Annotated in this window: 19 protein-coding genes; 16 read left to right on the forward strand and 3 right to left on the reverse strand. The window is 44.3% G+C overall.

Annotated features, from left to right (window positions below):
* Nucleotides 1-114 precede the first annotated feature (114 nt).
* The 15 genes from ybgC (at nucleotide 115) to NIT79A3_RS01165 (ending at nucleotide 17,087) form a co-directional block, all read left to right on the forward strand.
* Nucleotides 115-525: a tol-pal system-associated acyl-CoA thioesterase gene (gene ybgC / locus NIT79A3_RS01095; RefSeq protein ID WP_013964429.1), complete on the forward strand. Its 411-nt coding sequence runs from the start codon at nucleotides 115-117 to the stop codon at nucleotides 523-525.
* Nucleotides 522-1,202, forward strand: a complete 681-nt coding sequence (gene tolQ / locus NIT79A3_RS01100) for a protein TolQ (RefSeq protein ID WP_013964430.1) — start codon at nucleotides 522-524, stop codon at nucleotides 1,200-1,202. Before ybgC ends, tolQ begins: the two co-directional genes overlap by 4 nt.
* Nucleotides 1,203-1,221: 19 nt before the next feature.
* A complete protein-coding gene (gene tolR, locus NIT79A3_RS01105; protein ID WP_013964431.1) occupies nucleotides 1,222-1,635 on the forward strand; it encodes a protein TolR in 414 nt (137 codons plus the stop codon).
* A gap of 10 nt (nucleotides 1,636-1,645) precedes the next feature.
* Entirely contained in the window at nucleotides 1,646-2,686 is a 1,041-nt protein-coding gene (tolA, locus tag NIT79A3_RS01110; protein ID WP_013964432.1) for a cell envelope integrity protein TolA, read from the forward strand.
* Between the two features lie 47 nt (nucleotides 2,687-2,733).
* Nucleotides 2,734-4,032 (forward strand): Tol-Pal system beta propeller repeat protein TolB, encoded by a 1,299-nt coding sequence (tolB, locus tag NIT79A3_RS01115; RefSeq protein ID WP_041360443.1) that lies wholly within the window; start codon nucleotides 2,734-2,736, stop codon nucleotides 4,030-4,032.
* Nucleotides 4,033-4,061: 29 nt separating this feature from the next.
* Nucleotides 4,062-4,580, forward strand: coding sequence for a peptidoglycan-associated lipoprotein Pal (gene pal / locus NIT79A3_RS01120; protein ID WP_013964434.1), 519 nt, complete (start codon nucleotides 4,062-4,064; stop codon nucleotides 4,578-4,580).
* A 2-nt stretch (nucleotides 4,581-4,582) separates the two neighbouring features.
* Nucleotides 4,583-5,488: a tol-pal system protein YbgF gene (gene ybgF, locus NIT79A3_RS01125; RefSeq protein WP_013964435.1), complete on the forward strand. Its 906-nt coding sequence runs from the start codon at nucleotides 4,583-4,585 to the stop codon at nucleotides 5,486-5,488.
* 100 nt (nucleotides 5,489-5,588) lie between these two features.
* Nucleotides 5,589-6,245: a 7-carboxy-7-deazaguanine synthase QueE gene (gene queE / locus NIT79A3_RS01130; protein ID WP_013964436.1), complete on the forward strand. Its 657-nt coding sequence runs from the start codon at nucleotides 5,589-5,591 to the stop codon at nucleotides 6,243-6,245.
* A gap of 17 nt (nucleotides 6,246-6,262) precedes the next feature.
* Nucleotides 6,263-6,943, forward strand: a complete 681-nt coding sequence (gene queC, locus NIT79A3_RS01135) for a 7-cyano-7-deazaguanine synthase QueC (RefSeq protein WP_013964437.1) — start codon at nucleotides 6,263-6,265, stop codon at nucleotides 6,941-6,943.
* 754 nt (nucleotides 6,944-7,697) lie between these two features.
* On the forward strand, nucleotides 7,698-8,120 hold the full coding sequence (locus tag NIT79A3_RS01140; protein WP_041360031.1) for a transcriptional repressor: 423 nt from the start codon (nucleotides 7,698-7,700) through the stop codon (nucleotides 8,118-8,120).
* A 69-nt stretch (nucleotides 8,121-8,189) separates the two neighbouring features.
* Nucleotides 8,190-8,513 (forward strand): hypothetical protein, encoded by a 324-nt coding sequence (locus tag NIT79A3_RS01145; RefSeq protein WP_013964439.1) that lies wholly within the window; start codon nucleotides 8,190-8,192, stop codon nucleotides 8,511-8,513.
* A gap of 123 nt (nucleotides 8,514-8,636) precedes the next feature.
* The gene (locus tag NIT79A3_RS01150) at nucleotides 8,637-10,688 is read left to right on the forward strand and encodes a TonB-dependent receptor (protein WP_013964440.1); all 2,052 of its coding nucleotides are present in this window, start codon (nucleotides 8,637-8,639) and stop codon (nucleotides 10,686-10,688) included.
* A gap of 114 nt (nucleotides 10,689-10,802) precedes the next feature.
* Nucleotides 10,803-13,064, forward strand: coding sequence for an adenylate/guanylate cyclase domain-containing protein (locus NIT79A3_RS01155; RefSeq protein WP_013964441.1), 2,262 nt, complete (start codon nucleotides 10,803-10,805; stop codon nucleotides 13,062-13,064).
* Nucleotides 13,065-13,381: 317 nt separating this feature from the next.
* A complete protein-coding gene (locus NIT79A3_RS01160) occupies nucleotides 13,382-16,747 on the forward strand; it encodes a TonB-dependent receptor (RefSeq protein WP_013964442.1) in 3,366 nt (1,121 codons plus the stop codon).
* A gap of 13 nt (nucleotides 16,748-16,760) precedes the next feature.
* Nucleotides 16,761-17,087, forward strand: coding sequence for a hypothetical protein (locus NIT79A3_RS01165; RefSeq protein ID WP_013964443.1), 327 nt, complete (start codon nucleotides 16,761-16,763; stop codon nucleotides 17,085-17,087).
* A gap of 184 nt (nucleotides 17,088-17,271) precedes the next feature.
* On the opposite strand, the gene NIT79A3_RS01170 is transcribed toward NIT79A3_RS01165, so the two are convergent.
* The 3 genes from NIT79A3_RS01170 to adk all read right to left on the reverse strand — a co-directional run bounded on the left by NIT79A3_RS01170 (nucleotide 17,272) and on the right by adk (nucleotide 21,624).
* The gene (locus tag NIT79A3_RS01170) at nucleotides 17,272-19,329 is read right to left on the reverse strand and encodes a sodium-translocating pyrophosphatase (protein ID WP_013964444.1); all 2,058 of its coding nucleotides are present in this window, start codon (nucleotides 19,327-19,329) and stop codon (nucleotides 17,272-17,274) included.
* A gap of 233 nt (nucleotides 19,330-19,562) precedes the next feature.
* A complete protein-coding gene (locus tag NIT79A3_RS01175; protein ID WP_013964445.1) occupies nucleotides 19,563-20,822 on the reverse strand; it encodes a 6-phosphofructokinase in 1,260 nt (419 codons plus the stop codon).
* Nucleotides 20,823-20,970: 148 nt separating this feature from the next.
* Entirely contained in the window at nucleotides 20,971-21,624 is a 654-nt protein-coding gene (gene adk / locus NIT79A3_RS01180) for an adenylate kinase (RefSeq protein ID WP_041360033.1), read from the reverse strand.
* Nucleotides 21,625-21,840: 216 nt separating this feature from the next.
* Here adk and recA point away from each other — a divergent pair, with 216 nt between their 5' ends.
* Nucleotides 21,841-22,905: a recombinase RecA gene (gene recA / locus NIT79A3_RS01185; protein WP_013964447.1), complete on the forward strand. Its 1,065-nt coding sequence runs from the start codon at nucleotides 21,841-21,843 to the stop codon at nucleotides 22,903-22,905.
* The last annotated feature ends 2 nt before the right edge of the window (nucleotides 22,906-22,907 follow it).

The raw sequence follows: 22,907 nt of genomic DNA on the forward strand, positions 1-22,907 counted from the left end.
TGTCTTGTAGGTTAATATGACACTGGAGCAGGTTAATAATGCACAGAATTCAGATTCTGCTAGCTTCTTAATAGATACGCAAAGTATCAGTACAATTTAGGTATCGAGCGCGGAATGTTAAACAATAGCTTTTCACTCCCTATTCGTGTCTATTATCAGGATACTGATGCGGGTGGCGTGGTATATCATTCAACATACCTGAATTTTATGGAGCGGGCACGCTATGAATGGCTCAGGGAGTTGGAATTTAATGTCAATTCATTGATTGAAATTCATAAAATTTTGTTCATGGTGCGTTCGCTTGAAATTGAGTATTTTAAGCCCGCGGTACTGGATGATTTGTTGAACGTGACAGTAGCAGTTGCAGAGATAGGCAGGAGTCGTATCACGTTGTCTCAAGGAATCTTATGCAACCATGTCAAGCTAGTGAGTGCCACGATTCATGTGGTGTGTGTCGGCGCAGAAAAACTCAAGCCAGTAAGTATTCCTGGGCCATTACGTGAAAAAATTGGGAAGTTCGCATGAGTACAACAGTAACACAAGATATGTCATTTCTGCATCTGATCAGTAGCGCCAGTTTGCTGGTGCAACTGGTGATGCTGATTTTGGTATTGATTTCACTTTCATCATGGTGGTTTATTTTTCGTAAATTATTCGTCATCCGCTATGAAATAAAGAAAACTGATGAATTTGAGGATATTTTCTGGCGTGGTGTCGATTTGAATGCATTGCATCAGCGCATCATAAGTTCACGTTATGAATCAGGCAGTTTGGAACGAATATTTGCTGCTGGATTTGGTGAATTTAACAAGCATCCTGCCGGATCTGATCTTGATGCGGTGATGGAAAGCACCCGCAGAGCCATGCGTGCTACTTATCAACGGGAAATGGATTATTTGGAGTCGCACTTATCATTCCTGGCTACAGTTGGATCAGTCAGTCCCTATATTGGCTTGCTAGGTACTGTTTGGGGGATTATGAACTCTTTCCGCAGCTTATCCAGCGTTACACAAGCAACTATTGCACATGTTGCACCGGGAATTGCGGAAGCCTTAATAGCAACGGCGATGGGGCTGTTTGCAGCAATTCCGGCGGTAGTTGCTTATAACCGTTATGCCAGCAGAACCGATCAACTGGCAACGCGGTTTGAGAGCTTTATGGAAGAATTATCCAATGTGTTGCAACGGCGAGCAGCCGAATAGAAAGGACTGAGAGGATTTTATGGCGCGTCGTGCCAAACATCGATTAATGAATGAGATCAATGTAGTGCCATACATTGACGTAATGCTGGTACTGTTAATCATTTTTATGATAACAGCGCCGATGATCAACCATGGGCAGATAGAGCTACCGCAAATTGGCAAATCATTAGCGACACCGGTGGCGCCACTGGAAGTGATCATCAAGGCCGATGGCAGTCTTACCTTGCGTGATCGCGCTAAATCAGCTGTAGAACAGAAAGTAGACAGAAACCAATTGATTGAAGCCATTAAACAAAAGCAAGCGCAAAATGCTGAGCAACCGGTAGTGATTGCAGCGGACAAAAATGTGCGTTACGAAGAAGTCATTAAAGTAATGGATATTCTGCAGCAGAATCAAGTACAGAAAGTGGGTTTGCTGGCCCAACAAAAATGAACGATATGTAATGAGTGCGAGCGTCTTACGCAATTCTCCCCATTCAGAGCCTAGATCATTATTGGCGGGTGTGCTGGCAGTTCTGGTGCATCTTGTTTTCGTGGCGATAATGATTTTTGGTTTGAGCTGGAAAGATCTTCCGCCGGAAGGTATGGTTGTGGATATTTGGACTGAGCTACCTAAACCTATTCAGGAGCCAGTAAAAACTCAACCGCCACCAAAACAACCTAAACCAGTTCCAGAGCCTATCAAGCCTAAACCGGAGCCGGAACCGGAGCCACCTAAACCAGAACCGCCCAAGCCGGAACCAGCGAAACCGGAGCCGGTTAAGCCTGAGCCGGCCAAACCCGCGCCACAGAAAGCAGTTGTGGAACCGCCTGTAAAAAAACCCGATATCGCGTTGAAGCAGAAGCCTGAGCCGATTAAAGAGACTAAGCCGGATCTGGAAGAACAAAAGAAAAAAGAGCAAGAAAAAATTAAAGAGCAGGAAAGATTAAAAGAACTGGAAAAACAAAAAGAACTTGAGAAAAAGAAAGAATTAGATAAACAGAAAGAGCTTGAAAAGAAGAAAGAATTAGACAAGCAGAAGGAATTGGAGAAACAAAAGGAACTAGAAAAGCAAAAAGAACTGGAAAAGCAGAAAGAATTGCAGAAACAGAAAGAAAAAGATCTGGCGGCTCAACGGCAACGTGAACAAGAAGCAAAAGCGCAGCGGGAAGCCGAAGCGCAACGCGCTACGCAGCAGGCTGCAGCAAGGAATCAGGTAACGAATGAAATTTCCAAATATAAAGCCCTGATTCTTGCCAAGATAAAGAGCAGAATCGTGATGCCACCGGATTTGCCGGGTAATCCGGTCGCTGAGTTTAACGTTACGCTGCTGCCAGGCGGTGACATCCTCGATGTCAGGTTAAGCAAGAGTAGTGGACATGCGGCTTTTGATAATGCGGTTGAACGTGCAATCTTTTTGTCAAAGCCATTACCGCTGCCGCCTGATCCTGCATTATTTAATGAATTTCGTAATTTGAATATTACAGTGCATTATCGCGAATGATTGTTATAATCAATGGGAATTTCTTGCTTTGTGAAAATTTAATACTTATGTCATCACATCGGTCTAAACCTATTTTTAGTGCATTGGTTCTGCTTTTATGTCTGATCAGTGCGCCTGTGTACGCTCAACTGAATATCGAGATTTTTGGTGGCGGGGCGTCACGCATTCCCATTGCTATTGTTCCTTTTGCTGATGAAAATAAACTTCAGCAAAGTATTACGCCAGTGATTAGTGCTGATTTGCAACGGACTGGTTTGTTTAAACTGGTTGATCCTGCTGGATTGTCGCCACACGCACCTATGGAAGTCGTATATGCGGACTGGGCCAATCGTGGCGCGAATGCACTGGTAATTGGTCGTGTGGTAGCCATATCCGGTGATCAGGTGGAAATTCAATTCCGTTTAATGGATGTCGCTAAAAAATCGCAATTGACCGGATTGGCAATCACGGTTCCAACGGCACAATTGCGTATGGCGGCGCATCGGATTGCGGATGTTATCTATGAAGCATTGACGGGCGATGTTGGGGTATTCAGTACCCGTATTGCTTACGTGCTGAAACGCGGCAATAAATATGCGCTTCAGGTCGCTGATGCGGATGGCTATAATGCACAATCCATCATTGAATATACAGAGCCCATTATTTCTCCCGCCTGGTCACCCGATGGCAGTCAATTGGCGTATGTTTCATTTGAGAATAAAAAGCCAATTGTTTACGTACAAAAATTAGCGACACGTGAGCGTCGAGCGGTTGCCAGTTTCAAAGGGAGTAACAGCGCACCAGCGTGGTCTCCTGATGGAAAGAAGCTGGCTGTTGTATTAACCGGACAAGGCGGGTCGCAAATATTTCTGATTAATGCAGATGGAAGTGGTTTGCAAAGATTAAGCAGAAGTTCTGGGATCGATACTGAGCCGAACTTTTCACCTGATGGCCGATATATTTTATTTACTTCCGATCGGGGCGGCAGTCCGCAAATATATCGGATGCCCGTAACCGATACTGAAACCAGTAATGCAGAACGGCTTACTTTTGAAGGTAGCTACAATGTCAGTCCGGATTATAGTCAGGATGGCAAAAGTTTCACTTTTATCCACCGGAACAATAATCAGTTTAACGTAGCGGTTCAGGAAGTTGGCTCACGTCAGGTACAGATACTGACAAACTCAAAATTTGATGAATCACCTAGTTTTGCGCCTAACGGTAAGATGATCTTATATGCAACTGAGATTGATGGGCATGGTATATTATCCGCAGTTTCCAGGGATGGGCAGACAAGACAGCATCTATCAGTACAAACAGGTGATATTAGAGAGCCGGCATGGGGCCCTTTGCCAGTATGGAAGTAATGCATATTTTTAACGAAAAGGAGTTATAAATGAGGAAATTATTAGGAGTTTCATTGATTGTGCTGTTATCAGCTTGCGCAAGTCAAACCACGCAACCTGAGGTTGATGATCTCACAGCAGGCGCGGGTGCCGGTTCAGGGGGCAGTGATTTGATGGGATCAGGCTCCGCTAGACCCAGCTATTTCAGTCAATTGCAGGATCCTAATAGTATTTTGTCCAAACGAAGTGTTTATTACGATTATGATAGCTACACCGTTAAAAGTGAATACAGAGAGCTGGTATTGTCGCATGCCAGATTCTTGCGCGACAATGCAAGTGCCAGCGTAATCCTGCAAGGAAATACCGATGATCGCGGCAGTCGTGAATACAATCTCGCTTTAGGGCAGCGTCGTGCCGATAGCGTCAGAAATATGATGACCTTAGCAGGTGCGCGCGATGAACAAATTGAATCTGTCAGTTTGGGTGAAGAAAAACCGCGTGCATTGGGGCATGGTGAATCGGCATGGAGTCAGAATCGCCGCACTGATATTCTTTACCGGGGTGAATAAACATGCTGATACGCGCTTTCTTACTGTTGTTACTGCTGGGCTGCAATGTAAGTCATGCAGCTTTGTTTGGCGATGATGAAGCACGCGAACAGATTGCCGCATTACGAAAGCAAGTCAGTGAAATGGAAGCGCGTATTGCTAAGATGGAGCAAGCACTGAACAGCCAGGCGTTGCTTGAGCTTTATGCCCAAGTTGAAACGCTTGGACTTGAGTTGGGAAAACTGAACGGACAAATAGAAATGCTGAGTAACGATAATGCCTTGTTACAGAAGCGGCAGCGGGATTTCTATATTGATTTGGACAATCGGCTGCGCCAGATTGAACAGCCAGGTAAACAGGGTTCTTCCGCCCCTGCAGCGCCAGCAAGTATATCGGATAGTACTCCCACGGCAACGCCTTCAGTCAAAGAACAAACAGCAGCGCCACCAGCAGCTGGCGCAGTAATACCGGAAACTTCATCTTCTGATGGAACTGCTTCTTCCGGTGCGCTTGATTCGGGTAGGGTATCAGCAAATGAATTGGCACCTGCAGGCCCGGCAGAGAATAGTGCCTATAAAGAAGCGTATGACCTATTTAAGAACGGTGAATATGCAAACGCTATCGCACAATTTGAAAGCTTCCTGGAGAATTATCCGCAGTCCAGTTTGGCGCCTGGGGCTGCTTACTGGATTGGCAATGCCCGTTATGCACTGCGGGATTATCAACTGGCAATTGACGCTCAGAGAAAATTGATAAGCACATATCCGGATAGCAGTAAAGTACCGGATGCCTTCCTGAATATTGCCAGCAGCCAACATGAAATGGGCGATAGCAAAGCAAGCAAGAAAACCCTGGAAAATATTCTGGCAAAATATCCGAATAGTGAAGCAGCAAAAAAAGCCAAGCAACGCTTGGTTAATATCAAATAAATTCCTCGCTTGAACAAATAGCCAGTCAATTGTTGTTTTCTGCATTACCTTCAAAGTAATATAATCTGTTTCTTTTTCTTCCTCCAGGCGATCATCAATTATGCAAGCGTTAGAGACTGCAACCTTGCGTATCAGTGAAATTTTCTATTCTTTACAAGGTGAAACCAGCCGAGTTGGTTTGCCGACGGTTTTTGTGCGTTTGACAGGTTGTCCTTTACGTTGCGGTTACTGTGATACCGCTTATGCTTTTAGCGGCGGAGCGAATCTATCGATAGCAAAAATCCTGAATCAAGTGGCTCACTATCAAACGAATTATGTGACAGTGACAGGGGGTGAGCCTTTAGCGCAGAAAGCTTGTTTGGATTTGTTAACTGCATTATGCGATGCGCAGTATTCCGTGTCACTGGAGACCAGCGGCGCATTGGATTTATCCAAAGTGGATGTGCGTGTGTGCAAGGTTATGGATATCAAAACCCCGGGTTCGGGTGAAGTGGCTAAAAATAACTGGTCGAATCTTGCTCACCTGAAACAACACGACGAAATCAAGTTTGTACTGTGCGATGAAGCAGACTATCAATGGGCTTGCGAAATCATTCATAATAGGCAGTTGCAGCAAACATGCCCAATCCTGCTTTCACCCGTTTATGGTAGCTTGGATCCCGCGACACTGGCATCCTGGATACTGCGCGACAGCCTGCCGGTAAGGATGCAGATTCAGATGCATAAATTGCTTTGGGGCGAAGGGCCGGGAAGATGAAACATGCCGATTAGTCTATGAAAAAAGCAGTGGTATTGCTATCCGGCGGATTGGATTCCGCGACTACGCTGGCGATAGCTCGAGACAGACAATTTGAATGTTATGCTTTAAGTGTCGATTATGGCCAGCGGCATCGATCAGAATTAGAAGCAGCAAAGAAAGTCGCACAATCTTTAGGTGCTCATACCCATCAAATTATCAAACTTGATCTGACAATTTTTGGTGGATCAGCACTCACAGATCGCTCAATTGAAATTCCAACTTCAGGAGAGAGTACAAATATCCCCATCACTTATGTGCCCGCCAGAAATACCATCATGCTGTCGTTGGCGTTGGCATGGGCTGAGACATTGAATAGTCAGGATATCTTCGTCGGTGTGAACGCCGTTGATTATTCCGGCTACCCGGACTGCCGCCCAGAATATATTCAGGCATTTGAGAATATGGCGAATCAGGCAACCAAAGCAGGCATTGAAGGCAAAAAACTGACCATTCATGCACCGCTTATGTATTTATCCAAGAAAGAAATTATCCAGGAAGGAATCGCTCTGGGTGTTGATTACAGTTTAACCGTTTCTTGTTATCAGGCTGATGAGTTGGGACGGGCTTGTGGAGTTTGTGACTCCTGTCGTATCCGGCGTGCTGGATTTGCTGCGGCAGGTACAATCGATACAACATATTATCTGATTACTCCATAAATTATTACAAATGATCTGAAGTCATTTAGGCGTATCAAACTGCTATTTCTTCTGAGGATTATTCTTACTACTTCTTGTAGTCTAGTGGTTGTGTAAAGATTCAGATTGGGCTTGATCGTTACTGAACCTAAATTCCTCTGTTAGGTCACTCCAATGGCCAAAGAGGGTAGAGGGAAACCGAGGATCTGTGAATTTTTCGGTCTGGTCGCAATAATTTTGTTAATCCTAATTTCCTTAGTTGTAATTTAGGATAAAAATGGCTGTAATCTAATACTATCAATGGTTCCCGGCTAAAAATGTTAACTGCTCCTCAGTTACAGAAAACAAGCTGAGAGCAAGGCATGAAAACACTTTCAGCAGATTTTGATTATTTCACTAAAATCTCACCTGATTGGTGATGCCATGTATCTTTCAAAGAACCTTAATCAATAGGGTTCTTGAGCGATTTAAGAGCCTTCAACTGAGGAATTTAGGTTGAAATCGTTTGCGGAAAACGATGCGCTTCCACGGGTAGATACCGATTAAGGTTTTGGCTTTAAAGTCGTGTAGAGAAATAATATCCATTGGTGATTAGGCGCTAGCTCAAGTTTAGACATTCGGTATCAAAAGAGCGACCATTAAGGCAGAAGCAAAGTGGCAATACGCGGCATAAAATATTCAAAAAATGAGCGGAAATACACAAATTGCTTGTTGCGCCGCGCGGTTCATTCCAATACAATAGTTGCAACATTGTTGCATTTATTTAAGTATGTTTATGTTTAATAAGTTTCATAGAACCGCTGAAGAGTTGATTCGGCATAGCGGTGGACGAGCAACGGGAGGCAGAATTGGGATTCTGGCTGTTTTGCTGGCAGAACAACAAGCGATTACGCACCGGGAAATTGAACAGCGTTTGCTGGGAACATTGAGACTGGATCGGGTAACTTTATATCGCGCGCTCGAGTGGCTAACCGGGAAAAATCTGATCCATAAAGTAACCAGTGATGACCGGGTTTGGCGTTATCATGCCAACCGGGAGTTGCATTCACATCAACATGCGCATTTCAAATGTACCTGTTGTTCGCAGATGATCTGTCTGGATGTTTTGCCGATTGAGCGAAGCTGGCCTTTACCGATCGGCTATCGATTTCAGGAGATTGAGCTAACGGTAAAAGGTCTTTGTGCCGATTGTAGTTAAAAAATTCACTTTACAAAGTAAAAAAGGTCGAGTGGTCTTCTATGGTTAGGAAACCAGTTTGAATTTCTAATGATACGCAAAAGCTTATTTCTGATTTTGACGTTAGCATTATTGTCTGTGCCGGTCTTTTCAATGGCGCACGCTTTCACACATTTTGCACAAGCCGATGTGCTCGATGTCACTGGAGCCGAGACTGATGATGGCGGTGACCTTGATGAAATCTGCTTGGATTGTCTTGCCCTTACTGCATTAAATATCTTTTTAGCTGCTTCCGGGTTTTCCCTTGCTGGTCCGATAGCACGTCACCGCTTGTCATTACTGACAGTTAGGCATCACTCTGACAACAGAATCCTTTCCTATCATTCACGTGCCCCTCCATTTCATTTCATCTGATTCTTAAACGGCTAATCCTGATCTGAATCAGTCGCTAAGCAATCTATTGATTGCATGTGATTGATCAGTTTCATTGATGCAACTCAGTTGCACACCAAATACCTATTTAATTAGGAAAGCTGTATGGATTATTCTGATCATAAATTAATTAATGCAAAATGGCTGGCATCTAAATCAACAGTGGTTATCCTGGTATTTTTCCTGTTGAAGATATCCAGTACGTCTGCACAAGGTGTCAGTAAGAATGTCGAATTACCGAGTGTACAAATTACTGCGCCAACTTCAGGCTCGGCTGAATCGTCTGGGATCAAGGCGGATATCATATTGCAAGGCGATCGTCTGCGCCGGAAACGGGAAACCAATCTGGGTGATACGCTATCGCATGAACTGGGAGTGACTTCCAGCAGCTTTGGACCAGGGGCTGGCCGCCCAATTATTCGAGGGCAGGACGGACCTCGTGTACAGGTCCTAGAAAATGGCGTTGGTACGGGTGATCTGTCGATCATTAGCCCGGATCATGCCGTGGCAACAGAAACCTTAAATGCATCACGCATCGAAATACTACGCGGACCATCCACATTGTTGTACGGAAGCGGTGTGTCCGGCGGCGTGGTGAATGTCGTCAACGATCGCATACCTGATCGCCTGTTTAAGACACCGCAAGCAAACTTTGAAGGACGCTTCAATTCTGCCTTGGAAGAACGCAACGGCGCTCTCAATGCGTCAGGCAGCTTGGGCAGAATGTCCTGGAATATTGAAGGCGCCAAAAGAAAAACCAATGATGTTCATATTCCTGGCCGTGCGAATCCCAATGATCCAAACAGTGAAATTGGTTTTGTCAGAAATAGTGCGATCAATTCGAGTAATTTATCGGTGGGCAGTTCCTATATGGGTGACCGCGGCTTTGTGGGCATGTCGGTTTCAAGGCTGGAGAATTTTTACGGTATTCCCGGCCCGGAAGGTGCAAAAATTGACATGAGTCAGACCCGCTATGGTTTGGCTGGTGATCTGGATAATCCATTAAAAGGATTCCAGCAACTCAAAATGCGCTTTAATTATAATGATTACCAGCACAAGGAGCTTGAACAGAGCGGTGATGCTGGCAGCCGTTTTAAGAATAACGAATTGGATAGCCGAGCCGAACTAATCCATTCCCCGATCGCTCAGTGGCAAGGTGTCATGGGCATTCAGTTACAGAATCGCAATTTTTCCGCCAAAGGCGAAGAAGCTTTCGTGCCATCCAGCCTCTCGCAATCGGCCGGATTATTTATGCTTGAGAAGCGTGAATGGCAGCAATGGCGGTTTGAAGCGGGCGGGCGTTTTGAACATACCGCCCATAACCCGCAAGCCACGCAGCTGCAAACGCGTGACTTTAATTTGTATAGCGTATCCGCAGGAAGTGCCTGGAAATTTATGGATGGTTATCAGATCGACTTGACCGCCACGCGCGGACAACGTGCCCCGAATACTGTCGCACTGTATGCCAATGGTAAGCATGTAGCCACCAATACTTTTGAGCAAGGGGATCAAGCCTTGAGAAAAGAAACTTCGAATAACTTTGACATTGCACTGCAAAAAACCACAGGAACGATTACCGGGAAAGTAAATTTATTCTATAACTACGTCAATGATTATATTTTTCAGCAAAGCCGCGATAGCAATGGCGACGGTTTCGCGGACAGGGTTAACGATGAAGGATTGTTGGATAAGCATGGTGCTTTTCTGGTTCAGGATTTTTCACAAACGCGCGCAAAATTTTATGGTCTGGAAGCCGAAGCTATCATTGCACTATTACCCGATACGCTTAATTTGCGGTTATTTACCGATATCGTTTATGGCAGGCTAAAGGATAACGGCAATATCCCACGCTTGACTCCGCAACGCTTCGGCTTTGATCTGGATTACAGAAAAAATGCGTGGCAAGCCAATTTCAATCTGACACGTGTGACCCGCCAGGATCGCGTAGCCGTATTGGAAACTGAAACTTCCGGTTATACGCTGATGAACGCCGAAATGGGCTATCACATGAAACTTGCTAAATCCGTTCACTATACGCTTTTCCTTCAGGGCAGAAATTTGCTGGATAGCGATATGCGTGTACATACCTCGTTTCTGAAAGATGCAGCACCTTTGCCAGGGCGAGCTATTGTTGCGGGAATTAGAGGGTCTTTCTAACAGCATTTCAAGTAAAAAGAACGGAGGTTATTGCAAAATAGTCTTTTAATGCTAATCTGCTATAACAATCATTTCAGATGACTTCATTAAAAGCATGTCTGTAAGTAAGGAACTATGACCCGTTGGCTTAAACACCTTCTTCTTGGCGTTTTTATCGGTTTACTGGGTGTCATCGTTCACCTGTCACCTGCGGGCTTATGGCTGGAAGAGAAGTTTGGCTTGTATTGGCTTTTCCATTTACGCGGTGCCATGACAGCACCTGACAATGTGATGGTTGTTGCCATCGATCAGCCATCTGCAGCCCAGCTTGGTTTACCAATGACCCCGCGTTTGTGGCCGCGTGACTTACACGCGCAGCTGATCGAGCAATTAACCCAATCCGGGGCCCGCATCATTGTTTTCGATCTAATTTTTGACACGCCGGGCATGGAAGCAGCGCATGATGTGAGACTGGCTTCAAGTATGCGTACAGCGGGCAATGTTGTGCTGGTTGAACGATTGGTTTATGAAGATACCGCACTACACACAGATGCAACCGGGCAGCGTAATAACCGTATTATCAAAGAAGGGCCTATTCAGCTTCTGCCGATCATTGCTGATGCCATCAAGGCGCGCGCACCCTTTCCTTTGCCTAAAACAGAAAGAGTCAATGATTACTGGATTTTCAAGGCCGATGCAGGAGATATCCCAACGATCCCAGCCGTTGTTTTACAGACCTATGCGTTACCGGTTTATGATGACTTTATCCGGCTACTCCATACTGTAAATCCAGCTTATACCGCAGACTTGCCTACCGGTGAAGAGGCATTAGATATTGAGGATTTAATTTTCACACTGCGCAGTCTATTTATTAAGCAACCCCAGATAGTTCAAAATCTGCAAACAGAATTAAACCGTGATGTGAGCCTGGATTCCACAAAAAAACACATTATCCAAGCGCTGCTGAATCTCTATTCGGGAAGCGATACGCGATACCTGAATTTCTATGGCCCGCCACGGAGCGTTAAAACAATACCTTATCATCAAGTGCTACAACGCAATGAAAATGCTATTACGGAGAAACAATCCGAAGAATGGCCAGATTTTAAGGATAAGATCGTATTTGTTGGTTTCTCTGCAGCGACTCAACCTGAACAGGATATTGTACGGGATGATTATCACACCGTATTTTCCAATTCTGATGGACTTTACATCAGTGGAGTCGAAATTGCCGCCACAGCATTTGCCAATTTGCTGGAGAACAAGCCTATTAGATCTTTTCCGCTAACAGGGAGTGCAGGCGTTTTATTTCTATTGGGTCTCGGATTAGGTATCATTTTCATGATCTTACCTAATCAAACAGCAGCCATTGCCAGCATCATTCTGCTTTTCTTCTATACAGGGAGCACATACTATTACTTCAAAGAAACCAGTATCTGGTTACCATTAGTTAATCCACTTTTCCTGCAGTTGCCAGTGGCTCTATTTGGCGCAGTAATACTTAAATACTACGAGGCAAAACATGAACGCCAGCAGCTAAAAGAAGCATTTGGGTACTTCTTGCCTGAACGTGTTGTCAATGATATCGCCAAAAATGCAGGCGTTATGGCATTCAATAATCAACTGGTTTATGGTGCTTGTCTGGCCACAGATGCTGAAAAATATACAGCGCTTGCGGAAAAGCTTGAACCAAGGCAACTGGGGCAGTTAATGAATGAATATTATGCCGTCTTGTTTGAACCGGTCAGGCAACATAATGGCACGGTTTCAGATGTCGTCGGTGATGCGATGCTGGCGATCTGGGCTAAGACTTCTGCAACTGCTGACCTGAGGAAAGAGGCTTGTCAAGCATGTCTGGATATTGCTGAAGCCGTTGAGCGATTCAACCGCACCGGTAACCAGCCAGAATTACCCACGCGCATGGGATTGCATTTTGGTGAAATGTTATTAGGCAATATCGGCGCACTCCAACATTATGAATACCGTGCAGTCGGTGACATTGTGAATACAACCAACCGCATTCAAGGGGTAAATAAATACCTGGGCACCCGTTTGCTGGTATCCAGTGAAGTTGTAATTGGATTAAATGAATTCTTGATACGCCCGCTAGGAGATTTTTTATTGGTTGGAAAATCTTCACCTGTCAGCTTGTCTGAACTGGTTGCTCGCAAGCAGTCAGCGAGTCAGCAGCAATTGTGGCTATGTAATGTGTTTGCCCGTGCATTACACGCTTACAAAAACCAACAATGGATCGAGGCCTGCAATGGTTTCTCGGAAATTCTCAACATAATTCCAGAGGACGGTCCGGCGCATTATTTTTTAAAAATTTGTCAGCAAAATAAATTGTTTCCACCATCAGATTCTTGGGATCCAACCATACGCATTGAAAATAAATAACCAGGATTAATATAAATAGCGTTTTGCAATATTTTATTCAATGCACTCTTGCACCCTAATCTGAGAAAGAGGTGGAAATTAATTTTCTAAATCCCATATCATTTTGATTTATATCAATCAATAGATATCCAAGCTAGCTCCAAGGTTATTTCTCTCGTATAATAAAAACTCTGTCTGAATCAAAATTCTAAATACGATTTCCCTCAGACTGAGAATCGCGCATCAGAACGCACTCCAGAATCTGGAAGAACAATAAGAAAATGAGAATTTGCCAGAGAATTGAGCACAACAACCTAAGCGACCAGAATACTTCAGCGATGCCACTGATTGTATTATTCTTACTCATCTTTTGGGGTTGTATTGATAAAACCTATGCAACAGAATTCTGTCAGTCAGCGGCGGCAAAAGTCATTTCAGCGCAAGGAATTATTGAATTGCGCCGTGCCCATGAGACAACCTGGCAACAAACGGCGATGCATACTGCCATTTGTCCGGGGGATACCGTGCGTGCGCGCTCACATAGCCGGGCAGCACTCTTGTTAAGCAACGCAAGTGTGCTGAGATTGGATCAAAAAACAAGCATTACTTTCCCAAAATCGGAAGACAACGAAGCGGCTTCGCTTCTGGATTTATTTTCCGGCGCGATTCACATCATTACACGCACTCCCAAGCCATTCAAGGTTAGAACGCCATTTGTTAATGCAGGCGTTGATGGCACTGAGTTTTTTGTAGGCGTGGATGAGAACAGCACAAAACTGGTCATTTATGAGGGACGAGTGACCGCCAGTAATGAGCAAGGCAATCTTACTCTTTCCGATCATGAAGCAGCTATTACCATCCGCAACGCCGCGCCACAGAAAGTAGGCAGCATTAATCCGACTGATTCCGTCCAGTGGGCTTTGTACTATCCAATCATTATCAATTATCAGCTTGATGGACTAACAACGCAAACAGTGCAGCCGGAATTAAAGCAATCGATTGAATTCTACCGGCAAGGAAATGTTTTTGAGGCTTTATCCCTGCTCGATGCCATTTCAGCACATGATTACTCTGTTAATCTTCTATTATACCGGGCCGGGCTTTTGCTCGCAGTTGGTCAAGCCAGTGAAGCCAAAACAAGTATCGCAGAAGCGCTCACAATACAACAGGAAAATAGTAATGCGTATGCCTTATTAGCAATGATCGCAATCGTCCAGAATGACAAAGAACATGCACTTGAGCTTGCCACACGTGCAATCACTCTGGATACAAGCTCTCCTTCAGCCAAACTTGCGCTTTCCTACGTACAGCAGGCACATTTTAAGATTGAAGAAGCATTGGCAAGCGTTCAGGAAGCCGTCGCGATAGATCCGAGAAATGCGCTGGTATGGGCAAGATTAGCCAAGTTGCAAATGTCCGTAGGTGACCTGGATCGCGCACTGGAAGCCGCACATCAGGCAGTCGCTCTGAATCCTGACTTGGCGAGGACAAAGACGGTATTAGGTTTTGCTCACTTACTGCAAATTCATACGCAACAAGCAAAAATCATGTTTTCTGAAGCTATTACGCTAGACCAGGCCGATCCTATGCCTAGACTGGGTATGGGTTTAACGTTAATTCGTGAAGGCAAACTTGAAGCCGGTCGTATTGAGTTGGAAATTGCAGTCAGTTTGGATCCAGCCAGCTCATTGATTCGCAGTTATCTTGGCAAAGCCTATTTTGAGGAAAAACGTTATCCGCTTGCTGGTACACAATTTGATCTAGCAAAAGAGAAAGATCCCAATGATCCAACTCCCTGGTTTTATGATGCCATTCAAAAACAAACACAAAACAGGCCCATCGAAGCGTTAAAAGATTTACAAAAGTCCATAGAACTCAATAACAATCGTGCAGTATACCGGTCAAAATTTTTGCTGGATCAAGATGAGGCAGCGCGCGGCTCGAGTCTGGCAAGGATTTACGATAACCTGGGTTTTGAAAAACGCGCTTTGGTGGAAACGGCAAAGTCACTGAGCATTGATCCAGCCAATCATTCAGCGCATCGTTTTCTTTCGGATGCCTATGCAAATATTCCTCGGCATGAAGTGGCGCGTGTCAGTGAGTTGTTACAGGCCCAGCTATTACAGCCAGTCAATGTCAATCCTGTGCAGCCCCATCTGGCGGTAGCAGATCTCAACATTATTACCGGCACCGGTCCGGCAAGGACTGGTTTTAATGAGTTTGCGCCACTGATGGAGCGTAACAGACCCCAATTGGTTGCTTCCGGTATTGCCGGCAGTAACAGTACATTTGGTAATGAAGCGACGCTCTCGGCAGTCTATGACCGTGCTTCGGTCAGTGTCGGTCAATATCATTTCCAATCTGATGGTTTTCGCCCGAATAATGACCAAAAGCACAATATCTATAATGCTTTTGTACAGTTTGCAGTAACTCCGAAATTGAATATGCAAGCAGAAATCCGTCGGCGCAACACGGAGCAGGGGGACTTATTACTTGATTTTGATATGAAAATTCATACACAAGACCGGAGAAGCCTGGAGCAGGACTCTGCACGCGTGGGCGCACGCTATTCATTGTCTCCCAAGCAGGATTTCCTGGTTTCAAGTATTTATATAGATCGTCGCGAAGGTCAAGCGATGCCAGCTCAGTTTTATCCTCTTCTTGATACCACTTTTCCCGCATTTAATGTAAACCAAAAAGATCAAGGCTATCAGATAGAAGGACAATATTTATTCAAAGATAAGTATATCAATTTAATAACTGGCGGAGGAACTTATCAAATTGATGCTAAACAGCGATGTAATGGAGAGGTATGTTCTTCAGTAATACCCTTTAAGCGCGAACGAGAGAATGCTTATGTCTACTCGAATATGAATTATTATGGAAAGATTAATACTACCTTCGGTTTAAGCTACGATGCTTTTAAAGATGGTATCGATTATAGATTTGATGCATTTAATCCAAAATTTGGATTGCAGTGGAATATCACCGATGCGCTTCGTTTGCGGCTTGCTTGGTTTGAGACCGTTAAATCTGCCTTGATTGCTAATCAAACACTGGAACCAACGCAAGTGGCCGGGTTTAATCAAATGTTCGATGATCCGAATGGAACACGATCACGGAGAATGGGTGTTGGATTAGATTCCAGTTTTAGCAAAAATATTTATGGTGGTATTGAAGCTTCTGATCGGGACTTGAAAGTTTCTTTCGTAAATAGTGATATGAGAATATTGGCAAATGAGCAGCAACAGGAAAGACTGTATCGCTCTTATCTTTACTGGTTACCACATGCACGCTGGGCAGTTAATGGGGAATTTCAGCTTGAGCAATTCTCACGCGCCGCAATTGAAATAGGGGGTAGTGAGAAACCATATCAGATTCATACGTTAAGCGCGCCGCTCACGATTAATTATTTCCACCCGGATGGTATTTTCAGCAGATTCAGCACAACTTTTGTGCAGCAAGACCTAAAACGTTTAGCGGGCTCTTCACTTAAAGAAGGGAACGATGGTTTTGTGTTGTTTGATGCAGCTCTTGGTTATCGACTGCAAAATCGAAGAGGTATCCTTAGCCTCGAAGGCAGAAATCTCAGCGATGAAAACTTCTTTTACCGCAGCTACAATTTTCAGGTAAATGAAATGATAACTTCTTCCCGTTTCATTCCGACTCGTACTTTCTTTGTACGTCTTACTTTAAATTTTTAAAAGGAACCTTGAAATGTCTAAACTAAAAAGTATTCCATCCGCAGCATCAGATGCTCTGAAAGAAGCCGGTATCAGTGACGTCATGGTAATGCTTTGCATTGATGCAGATGGCAAAATTCATCAACTGAAAGGGGAAGGCGTCACTGATAGTAAACGGGATCCTGCTCATCCTATTACTACTACAGCTACAGGAATTCAAACAATAACAATCAGCATGATTGAACATGTGGAGGATCATACTACTAAATCAGTTGCTCCATCTGCCAAGGTTGCTAAGGCAACGGCCACTATTTGTAAAACAATTATGATTGGAGGTATCCCCGTTACATTCTGCAAGTAAAAATTCTCTTTGAGGCCGTTAGTATGGTATGAACTGGTTTCTCGAATCCTCAGATGAAAGAATATGCTTAAGCTAGCTTCCAGATTCCAAAGAATTTAAGTAAGTTCTATCAAATAAAAAAAGCACACCAGAAAAACTGGTGTGCTTTTAACTTTTAAGATTACCTGAAACTTGAAAAGTATATTTATAACAGTGGAATAATCAATAGTGCCACGATGTTAATAATTTTAATCAGCGGGTTAATTGCTGGACCTGCAGTGTCTTTATAAGGATCACCGACTGTATCACCCGTTACTGATGCTTTGTGGGCGTCACTACCTTTGCCGCCAAAGTGTCCATCTTCGATATATTTCTTCGCGTTATCCCAAGCACCGCCACCTGTTGTCATGGAAATTGCCACAAATAAACCGGTTACGATAGAACCCATCAGTACGCCACCTAAAGCTTGCGGTCCCAGAATCACACCCACTAAGAGTGGAATCAGTACAGGCAATAATGAAGGAATCATCATTTCCTTAATTGCTGCTTGGGTTAGCATATCCACTGCACGCGAATAATCCGGCTTGGCTGTACCTTCCATAATGCCAGGAATTTCTTTGAACTGACGACGCACTTCAATAACCACTGAACTTGCGGCGCGTCCGACAGCTTCCATCGACATGGCACCAAATAAATAAGGAATCATGCCGCCGATAAACAAACCAATAATCACCATGTGATTGGATAAATCGAAGGTTACTGTATGTCCAGCATGTTCTAGTGCATGCGTATAATCAGCAAATAATACCAAAGCGGCTAAACCAGCAGAACCAATTGCATAACCTTTGGTAACTGCTTTGGTTGTATTGCCAACTGCATCCAGTGGATCAGTAATAGCGCGAACTGAATCTGGCATTTCTGACATTTCGGCAATACCGCCAGCATTATCAGTAATTGGACCGTATGCATCAAGCGCTACAATAATACCCGTCATGGATAACATCGCTGTTGCAGCGATAGCAATACCGTATAAGCCTGCTAGAGAATAGGCTAGCAATATACTGATACAAACAGCTAATACAGGTGCAGCGGTTGAGCGCATTGAAACACCCAAACCAGCAATAATATTAGTCGCATGTCCGGTAGTTGATGCTTCAGCAACATGCTGTACCGGTGGATAATCCGTTGAAGTGTAGTACTCAGTAATGACAACCATGAGTCCCGTAAGCACCAGCCCGATCGTTGCAGCCAGGAATATACGCATAACCAGCATGCCACCAGCTACTTCAGTGCCATCAATATCAAGAGACATATCGCCCATGAACCAAACAGTTACAGGGAGATAAGCAAATAAAGCGATGCCTCCCGCTACTGCCAAGCCACGATAGAGCGCATTCATGATCTTGCCACCTTCGCGCATCTTGACGTAGTAACAACCAATAATTGACGCGATAATGGAAACGGCGCCTAACATTAATGGATAAATCACAGCATCAATTGTATTCGCTGAAAACAGTAGGGCACCTAAAATCATGGTGGCGATGATTGTTACCGCATAGGTTTCAAACAAATCAGCAGCCATACCTGCGCAATCACCGACATTATCGCCCACATTATCGGCAATAACCGCTGGATTCCGTGGATCATCTTCCGGAATACCGGCTTCTACCTTTCCGACCAGATCAGCACCTACGTCAGCGCCTTTAGTGAAAATACCGCCACCCAAACGAGCAAAAATAGAGATCAGTGATCCGCCAAATGCAAAACCGATTAAAGGTTTAATCACATCGCTAATCGGTTGACTGGGATCCGCACCATCAAATAATGTGGCACAGTAACCTGCAACACCCAGTAAGCCTAAACCGACTACCAGCATTCCAGTGACAGCGCCGCCACGGAAGGCAATGGCAAGCGCCTCATTCAAACCGACAGTTGCAGCTTGCGCTGTACGTACGTTCGATTGAACTGAAACATTCATACCAAGAAAACCGGCAGCACCAGAGAGCACAGCACCCAAAGCAAAACCAATGGCTGTATCCCAACTGATCGCTATTGCAAGGGCAACAAATAAAACCGCACCCACGGCACCAATAGTCATGTATTGGCGCTTAAGATATGCAGATGCTCCTTCTTGTATAGCAGCAGCAATTTCTTGCATACGCTGATTACCAGTTGATTGAACATAAATACCCCTAATCCAGATACCACTGAATATCAGGGCTATAATCGCGCTACCTATTGCGATAATAAAACCGTTAGCCATAAAGAACTCCAATTAAAGTCAGACCATCAAAATCGTATGTGGAATATTGGCCTAATTAATCCCACATTATTAAACACTTCACTTATTCAAAACCTAAATACAATGAGGACGTATTTTATATGTTCTTGCCCCCAGAATGTATCAAATATTAATGAAATTTAGATTGTTATACGACTTGTGCGCTATTGTTTGACTCCATTACAACACCCGTCGCTCCCAATCCAAATTATTCCTTAAATTTTGAACTCGCCCAATTTCTTCTCAACCGCTACATTTTTTAACCGCACATAATCTGGCAATCCATTTTTATAAGGTGGATAATCTTCACCCTCAATCAGTGGCGATAAGTATTTGCGGCAAGCCTGACTAATGCCAAATCCGTCTTCACTGATATAATCAGCCGGCATCATTTTCTCGACATTGGCTACATTAGCAAGCTTAGCCATGCCCACCGTCCAGCTATAAGGTGCATTGGATTGACGAACTATCGTTGGCATGACTGAGTTATGTCCTGCAATAGCATATTCCACTGCCGCTTTACCCATTGCATAAGCTTGTTCCACATCGGTCTTGGAAGCAATGTGCCGTGCAGCACGCTGTAGATAATCAGCAACACCCCAATGATATTTCAATCCCAAACCATCTTTGATGATATTGGCTACCACCGGTGCAACGCCGCCTAGTTGTGCATGCCCAAAGGCATCACGCAGTCCCTGGTCGGAAAGAAAATTACCATCTTCCCCCTTAACACCTTCAGATACGACGACTGAGCAATAGCCATATTCCTTGACATAGCGATCCACTTTGGCAAGAAACTTTTCTTTGTTGAATGTAATTTCTGGAAACAAAATGATTATTGGAATTTCACAATCTGGACTCGAAGCCAATCCGCCCGCTGCGGCAATCCATCCTGCGTGGCGGCCCATCACTTCCAGAACAAAAACTTTAGTTGATGTTTTAGACATGCTGGCTACATCAAAGCTCGCTTCGCGTGTGGATACCGCGATATATTTGGCGACAGAGCCAAAACCAGGGCAACAATCTGTGATTGGCAAATCGTTGTCAACCGTTTTGGGAACGTGAATCGCCTGAAGGGGATAGCCGAGCGTATCGGATAATTGTGAAACCTTAAGGCAGGTATCCGCAGAATCACCGCCGCCATTATAAAAGAAATAACCAATATTATGCGCTTTGAATACTTCGATCAGACGTTCGTATTCGCGTCGATTTTGCTCCAAGCTCTTTAATTTGTAGCGGCACGATCCAAATGCACCTGACGGGGTATGACGTAGCGCAGCAATCGCTGCTGCTGAATCAGCATTGGTATCAATCAAATCTTCGGTCAACGCACCGATAATCCCATTGCGACCTGCATAGACATTGCCAATTTTATCAGAGTGCTGGCGCGCTGTTTCTAGAACACCCGCGGCCGAAGCGTTGATTACAGCCGTTACGCCGCCGGATTGGGCATAAAATGCATTTTTAATTGCCATATTTTTTCTCCTGATTGATCAAATCGTAAGTAAACTATTTGGATTCTACTCATCTGTACGCACAAAAACTCAGGCGCGACTTATCGCTCTCCTGAGTTTCCATTTCTGTTATTTGAACCAAAGAATGAGGTTGGTTATATTTTATTTTTTACTTTAATGCTGCAAAAATTAGATCACGTATTTCTTCAACCGTACCTATTCCAGCTATTTTGATATAGTGCGGCGAACCTTTCTCGCCATTTGCCGACCACTTTGAGTAATAGTCAATTAAGGGTTCAGTCTGCTGATGATAGACTTCTAACCGTTTCCTGACTGTTTCTTCCTTATCGTCATCGCGTTGTATGAGCGGCTCTCCTGTGACATCATCCCGACCGGGTGCTGTAGGTGGATTAAAATCCACATGATAAGTGCGGCCTGAAGCTGGATGGACTCTGCGGCCCGACATACGCTTAACAATCTCAGCATCTGCAACATCAATCTCAACCACAAAATCGACCGGGACACCAGCCGCTTTCATGGCATCGGCTTGAGGGATTGTGCGTGGAAACCCGTCAAACAAAAAACCATTTACACAATCGGGTTGCGCAATACGCTCTTTGACTAAATTAATGATAATATCATCAGAAACCAATCCGCCTGAATCCATTATTTTTTTTGCCATGACACCCAATTCAGTGCCTGCTTTAACAGCGCTACGCAACATGTCGCCTGTAGAAATTTGTGGAACACCAAAATGTTCCTTAATATAATTGGCCTGAGTGCCTTTCCCTGCACCAGGGCCACCTAATAAAATGACTCGGATAGCTATTCTCCCTTTGTTACCAATTAAAATTTATTGAATGCAGAGACGTATTTATATCTGCCACTTCAAAGACATCATGCGATTATATCGTAGGCTGGCCAGATACTCGAGTTTTTTACTGCGGTAATTTTTGCGGAGCTAAACAACTTTGTAACAAGTTACGTTGAACCAGTGCAGGTTATGCGATAATTTGATTGACTCTTAACAGGAAAAATCATGGACGAAAACAGAAGTAAAGCGCTTGATGCTGCACTAGCCCAAATTGAGAAACAGTTTGGTAAAGGCTCAATCATGCGACTGGGCGCAAACGATGTCGCCTATGATATACAGGTTGTTTCTACCGGTTCGTTGGGACTTGATATTGCACTCGGTGTGGGAGGGTTGCCACGTGGCCGGGTTATTGAAATTTATGGGCCTGAATCCTCGGGTAAAACTACGCTGACATTGCAAGTCATTGCAGAGATGCAAAAAATGGGTGGTACCGCAGCATTTATTGATGCAGAGCACGCATTGGACCCGCAATATGCGCAGAAAATTGGTGTTAATGTCAAAGAATTGTTGATCTCTCAACCCGATAACGGTGAGCAAGCGTTAGAAATAGCCGACATGCTGGTGCGTTCCGGCTCAGTTGATATTGTCGTGGTGGATTCAGTCGCAGCACTCACGCCACGTGCAGAAATAGAAGGCGACATGGGTGATCCTCAAATGGGATTGCAAGCACGATTAATGTCACAAGCTTTGCGCAAACTGACCGCAAATATCAAACGCAGCAATACCATGGTTATTTTCATTAACCAAATTCGCATGAAAATCGGCGTTATGTTCGGCAACCCAGAAACAACGACGGGTGGCAACGCATTAAAATTTTATGCTTCCGTCCGCCTTGATATTCGCCGCACCGGGTCGATCAAAAAAGGTGAAGAGGTAATTGGCAATGAAACGCGCGTTAAAGTGGTTAAAAATAAAGTAGCTCCACCGTTCAAACAAGCTGATTTCGATATTTTGTATGGCGAAGGTATTTCCCGTGATAGTGAAATTATCGAATTGGGTGTATTGCATAAGCTCATCGACAAATCGGGCGCTTGGTATGCCTACAAAGGTGAGAAAATCGGCCAAGGCAAGGACAATGTGCGTGAATACCTGAAGGAACATAAAGAAATAGCCCATGAAATTGAACAAAAGATCCGTTCGATTGTAGGCATTGTGGATCAGGCCAGACCTGTAAAAGAGAAAGTCGAGAAAGAAAAAGCAGATAAAGAAAAAGCAGATAAAGAAAAATAAAC

This window comes from Nitrosomonas sp. Is79A3 (genome assembly GCF_000219585.1).
Taxonomy (GTDB): domain Bacteria; phylum Pseudomonadota; class Gammaproteobacteria; order Burkholderiales; family Nitrosomonadaceae; genus Nitrosomonas.

What these genes read in the sequence shown, in the direction of transcription:
- ybgC (WP_013964429.1), top strand. Translation starts at nt 115, where the DNA reads ATGTTAAACAATAGCTTTTCACTCCCTATTCGTGTCTATTATCAGGAT.
- tolQ (WP_013964430.1), top strand. Translation starts at nt 522, where the DNA reads ATGAGTACAACAGTAACACAAGATATGTCATTTCTGCATCTGATCAGT.
- tolR (WP_013964431.1), top strand. Translation starts at nt 1,222, where the DNA reads ATGGCGCGTCGTGCCAAACATCGATTAATGAATGAGATCAATGTAGTG.
- tolA (WP_013964432.1), top strand. Translation starts at nt 1,646, where the DNA reads ATGAGTGCGAGCGTCTTACGCAATTCTCCCCATTCAGAGCCTAGATCA.
- tolB (WP_041360443.1), top strand. Translation starts at nt 2,734, where the DNA reads ATGTCATCACATCGGTCTAAACCTATTTTTAGTGCATTGGTTCTGCTT.
- pal (WP_013964434.1), top strand. Translation starts at nt 4,062, where the DNA reads ATGAGGAAATTATTAGGAGTTTCATTGATTGTGCTGTTATCAGCTTGC.
- ybgF (WP_013964435.1), top strand. Translation starts at nt 4,583, where the DNA reads ATGCTGATACGCGCTTTCTTACTGTTGTTACTGCTGGGCTGCAATGTA.
- queE (WP_013964436.1), top strand. Translation starts at nt 5,589, where the DNA reads ATGCAAGCGTTAGAGACTGCAACCTTGCGTATCAGTGAAATTTTCTAT.
- queC (WP_013964437.1), top strand. Translation starts at nt 6,263, where the DNA reads ATGAAAAAAGCAGTGGTATTGCTATCCGGCGGATTGGATTCCGCGACT.
- NIT79A3_RS01140 (WP_041360031.1), top strand. Translation starts at nt 7,698, where the DNA reads ATGTTTAATAAGTTTCATAGAACCGCTGAAGAGTTGATTCGGCATAGC.
- NIT79A3_RS01145 (WP_013964439.1), top strand. Translation starts at nt 8,190, where the DNA reads ATGATACGCAAAAGCTTATTTCTGATTTTGACGTTAGCATTATTGTCT.
- NIT79A3_RS01150 (WP_013964440.1), top strand. Translation starts at nt 8,637, where the DNA reads ATGGATTATTCTGATCATAAATTAATTAATGCAAAATGGCTGGCATCT.
- NIT79A3_RS01155 (WP_013964441.1), top strand. Translation starts at nt 10,803, where the DNA reads ATGACCCGTTGGCTTAAACACCTTCTTCTTGGCGTTTTTATCGGTTTA.
- NIT79A3_RS01160 (WP_013964442.1), top strand. Translation starts at nt 13,382, where the DNA reads ATGCCACTGATTGTATTATTCTTACTCATCTTTTGGGGTTGTATTGAT.
- NIT79A3_RS01165 (WP_013964443.1), top strand. Translation starts at nt 16,761, where the DNA reads ATGTCTAAACTAAAAAGTATTCCATCCGCAGCATCAGATGCTCTGAAA.
- NIT79A3_RS01170 (WP_013964444.1), bottom strand. Translation starts at nt 19,329, where the DNA reads ATGGCTAACGGTTTTATTATCGCAATAGGTAGCGCGATTATAGCCCTG.
- NIT79A3_RS01175 (WP_013964445.1), bottom strand. Translation starts at nt 20,822, where the DNA reads ATGGCAATTAAAAATGCATTTTATGCCCAATCCGGCGGCGTAACGGCT.
- recA (WP_013964447.1), top strand. Translation starts at nt 21,841, where the DNA reads ATGGACGAAAACAGAAGTAAAGCGCTTGATGCTGCACTAGCCCAAATT.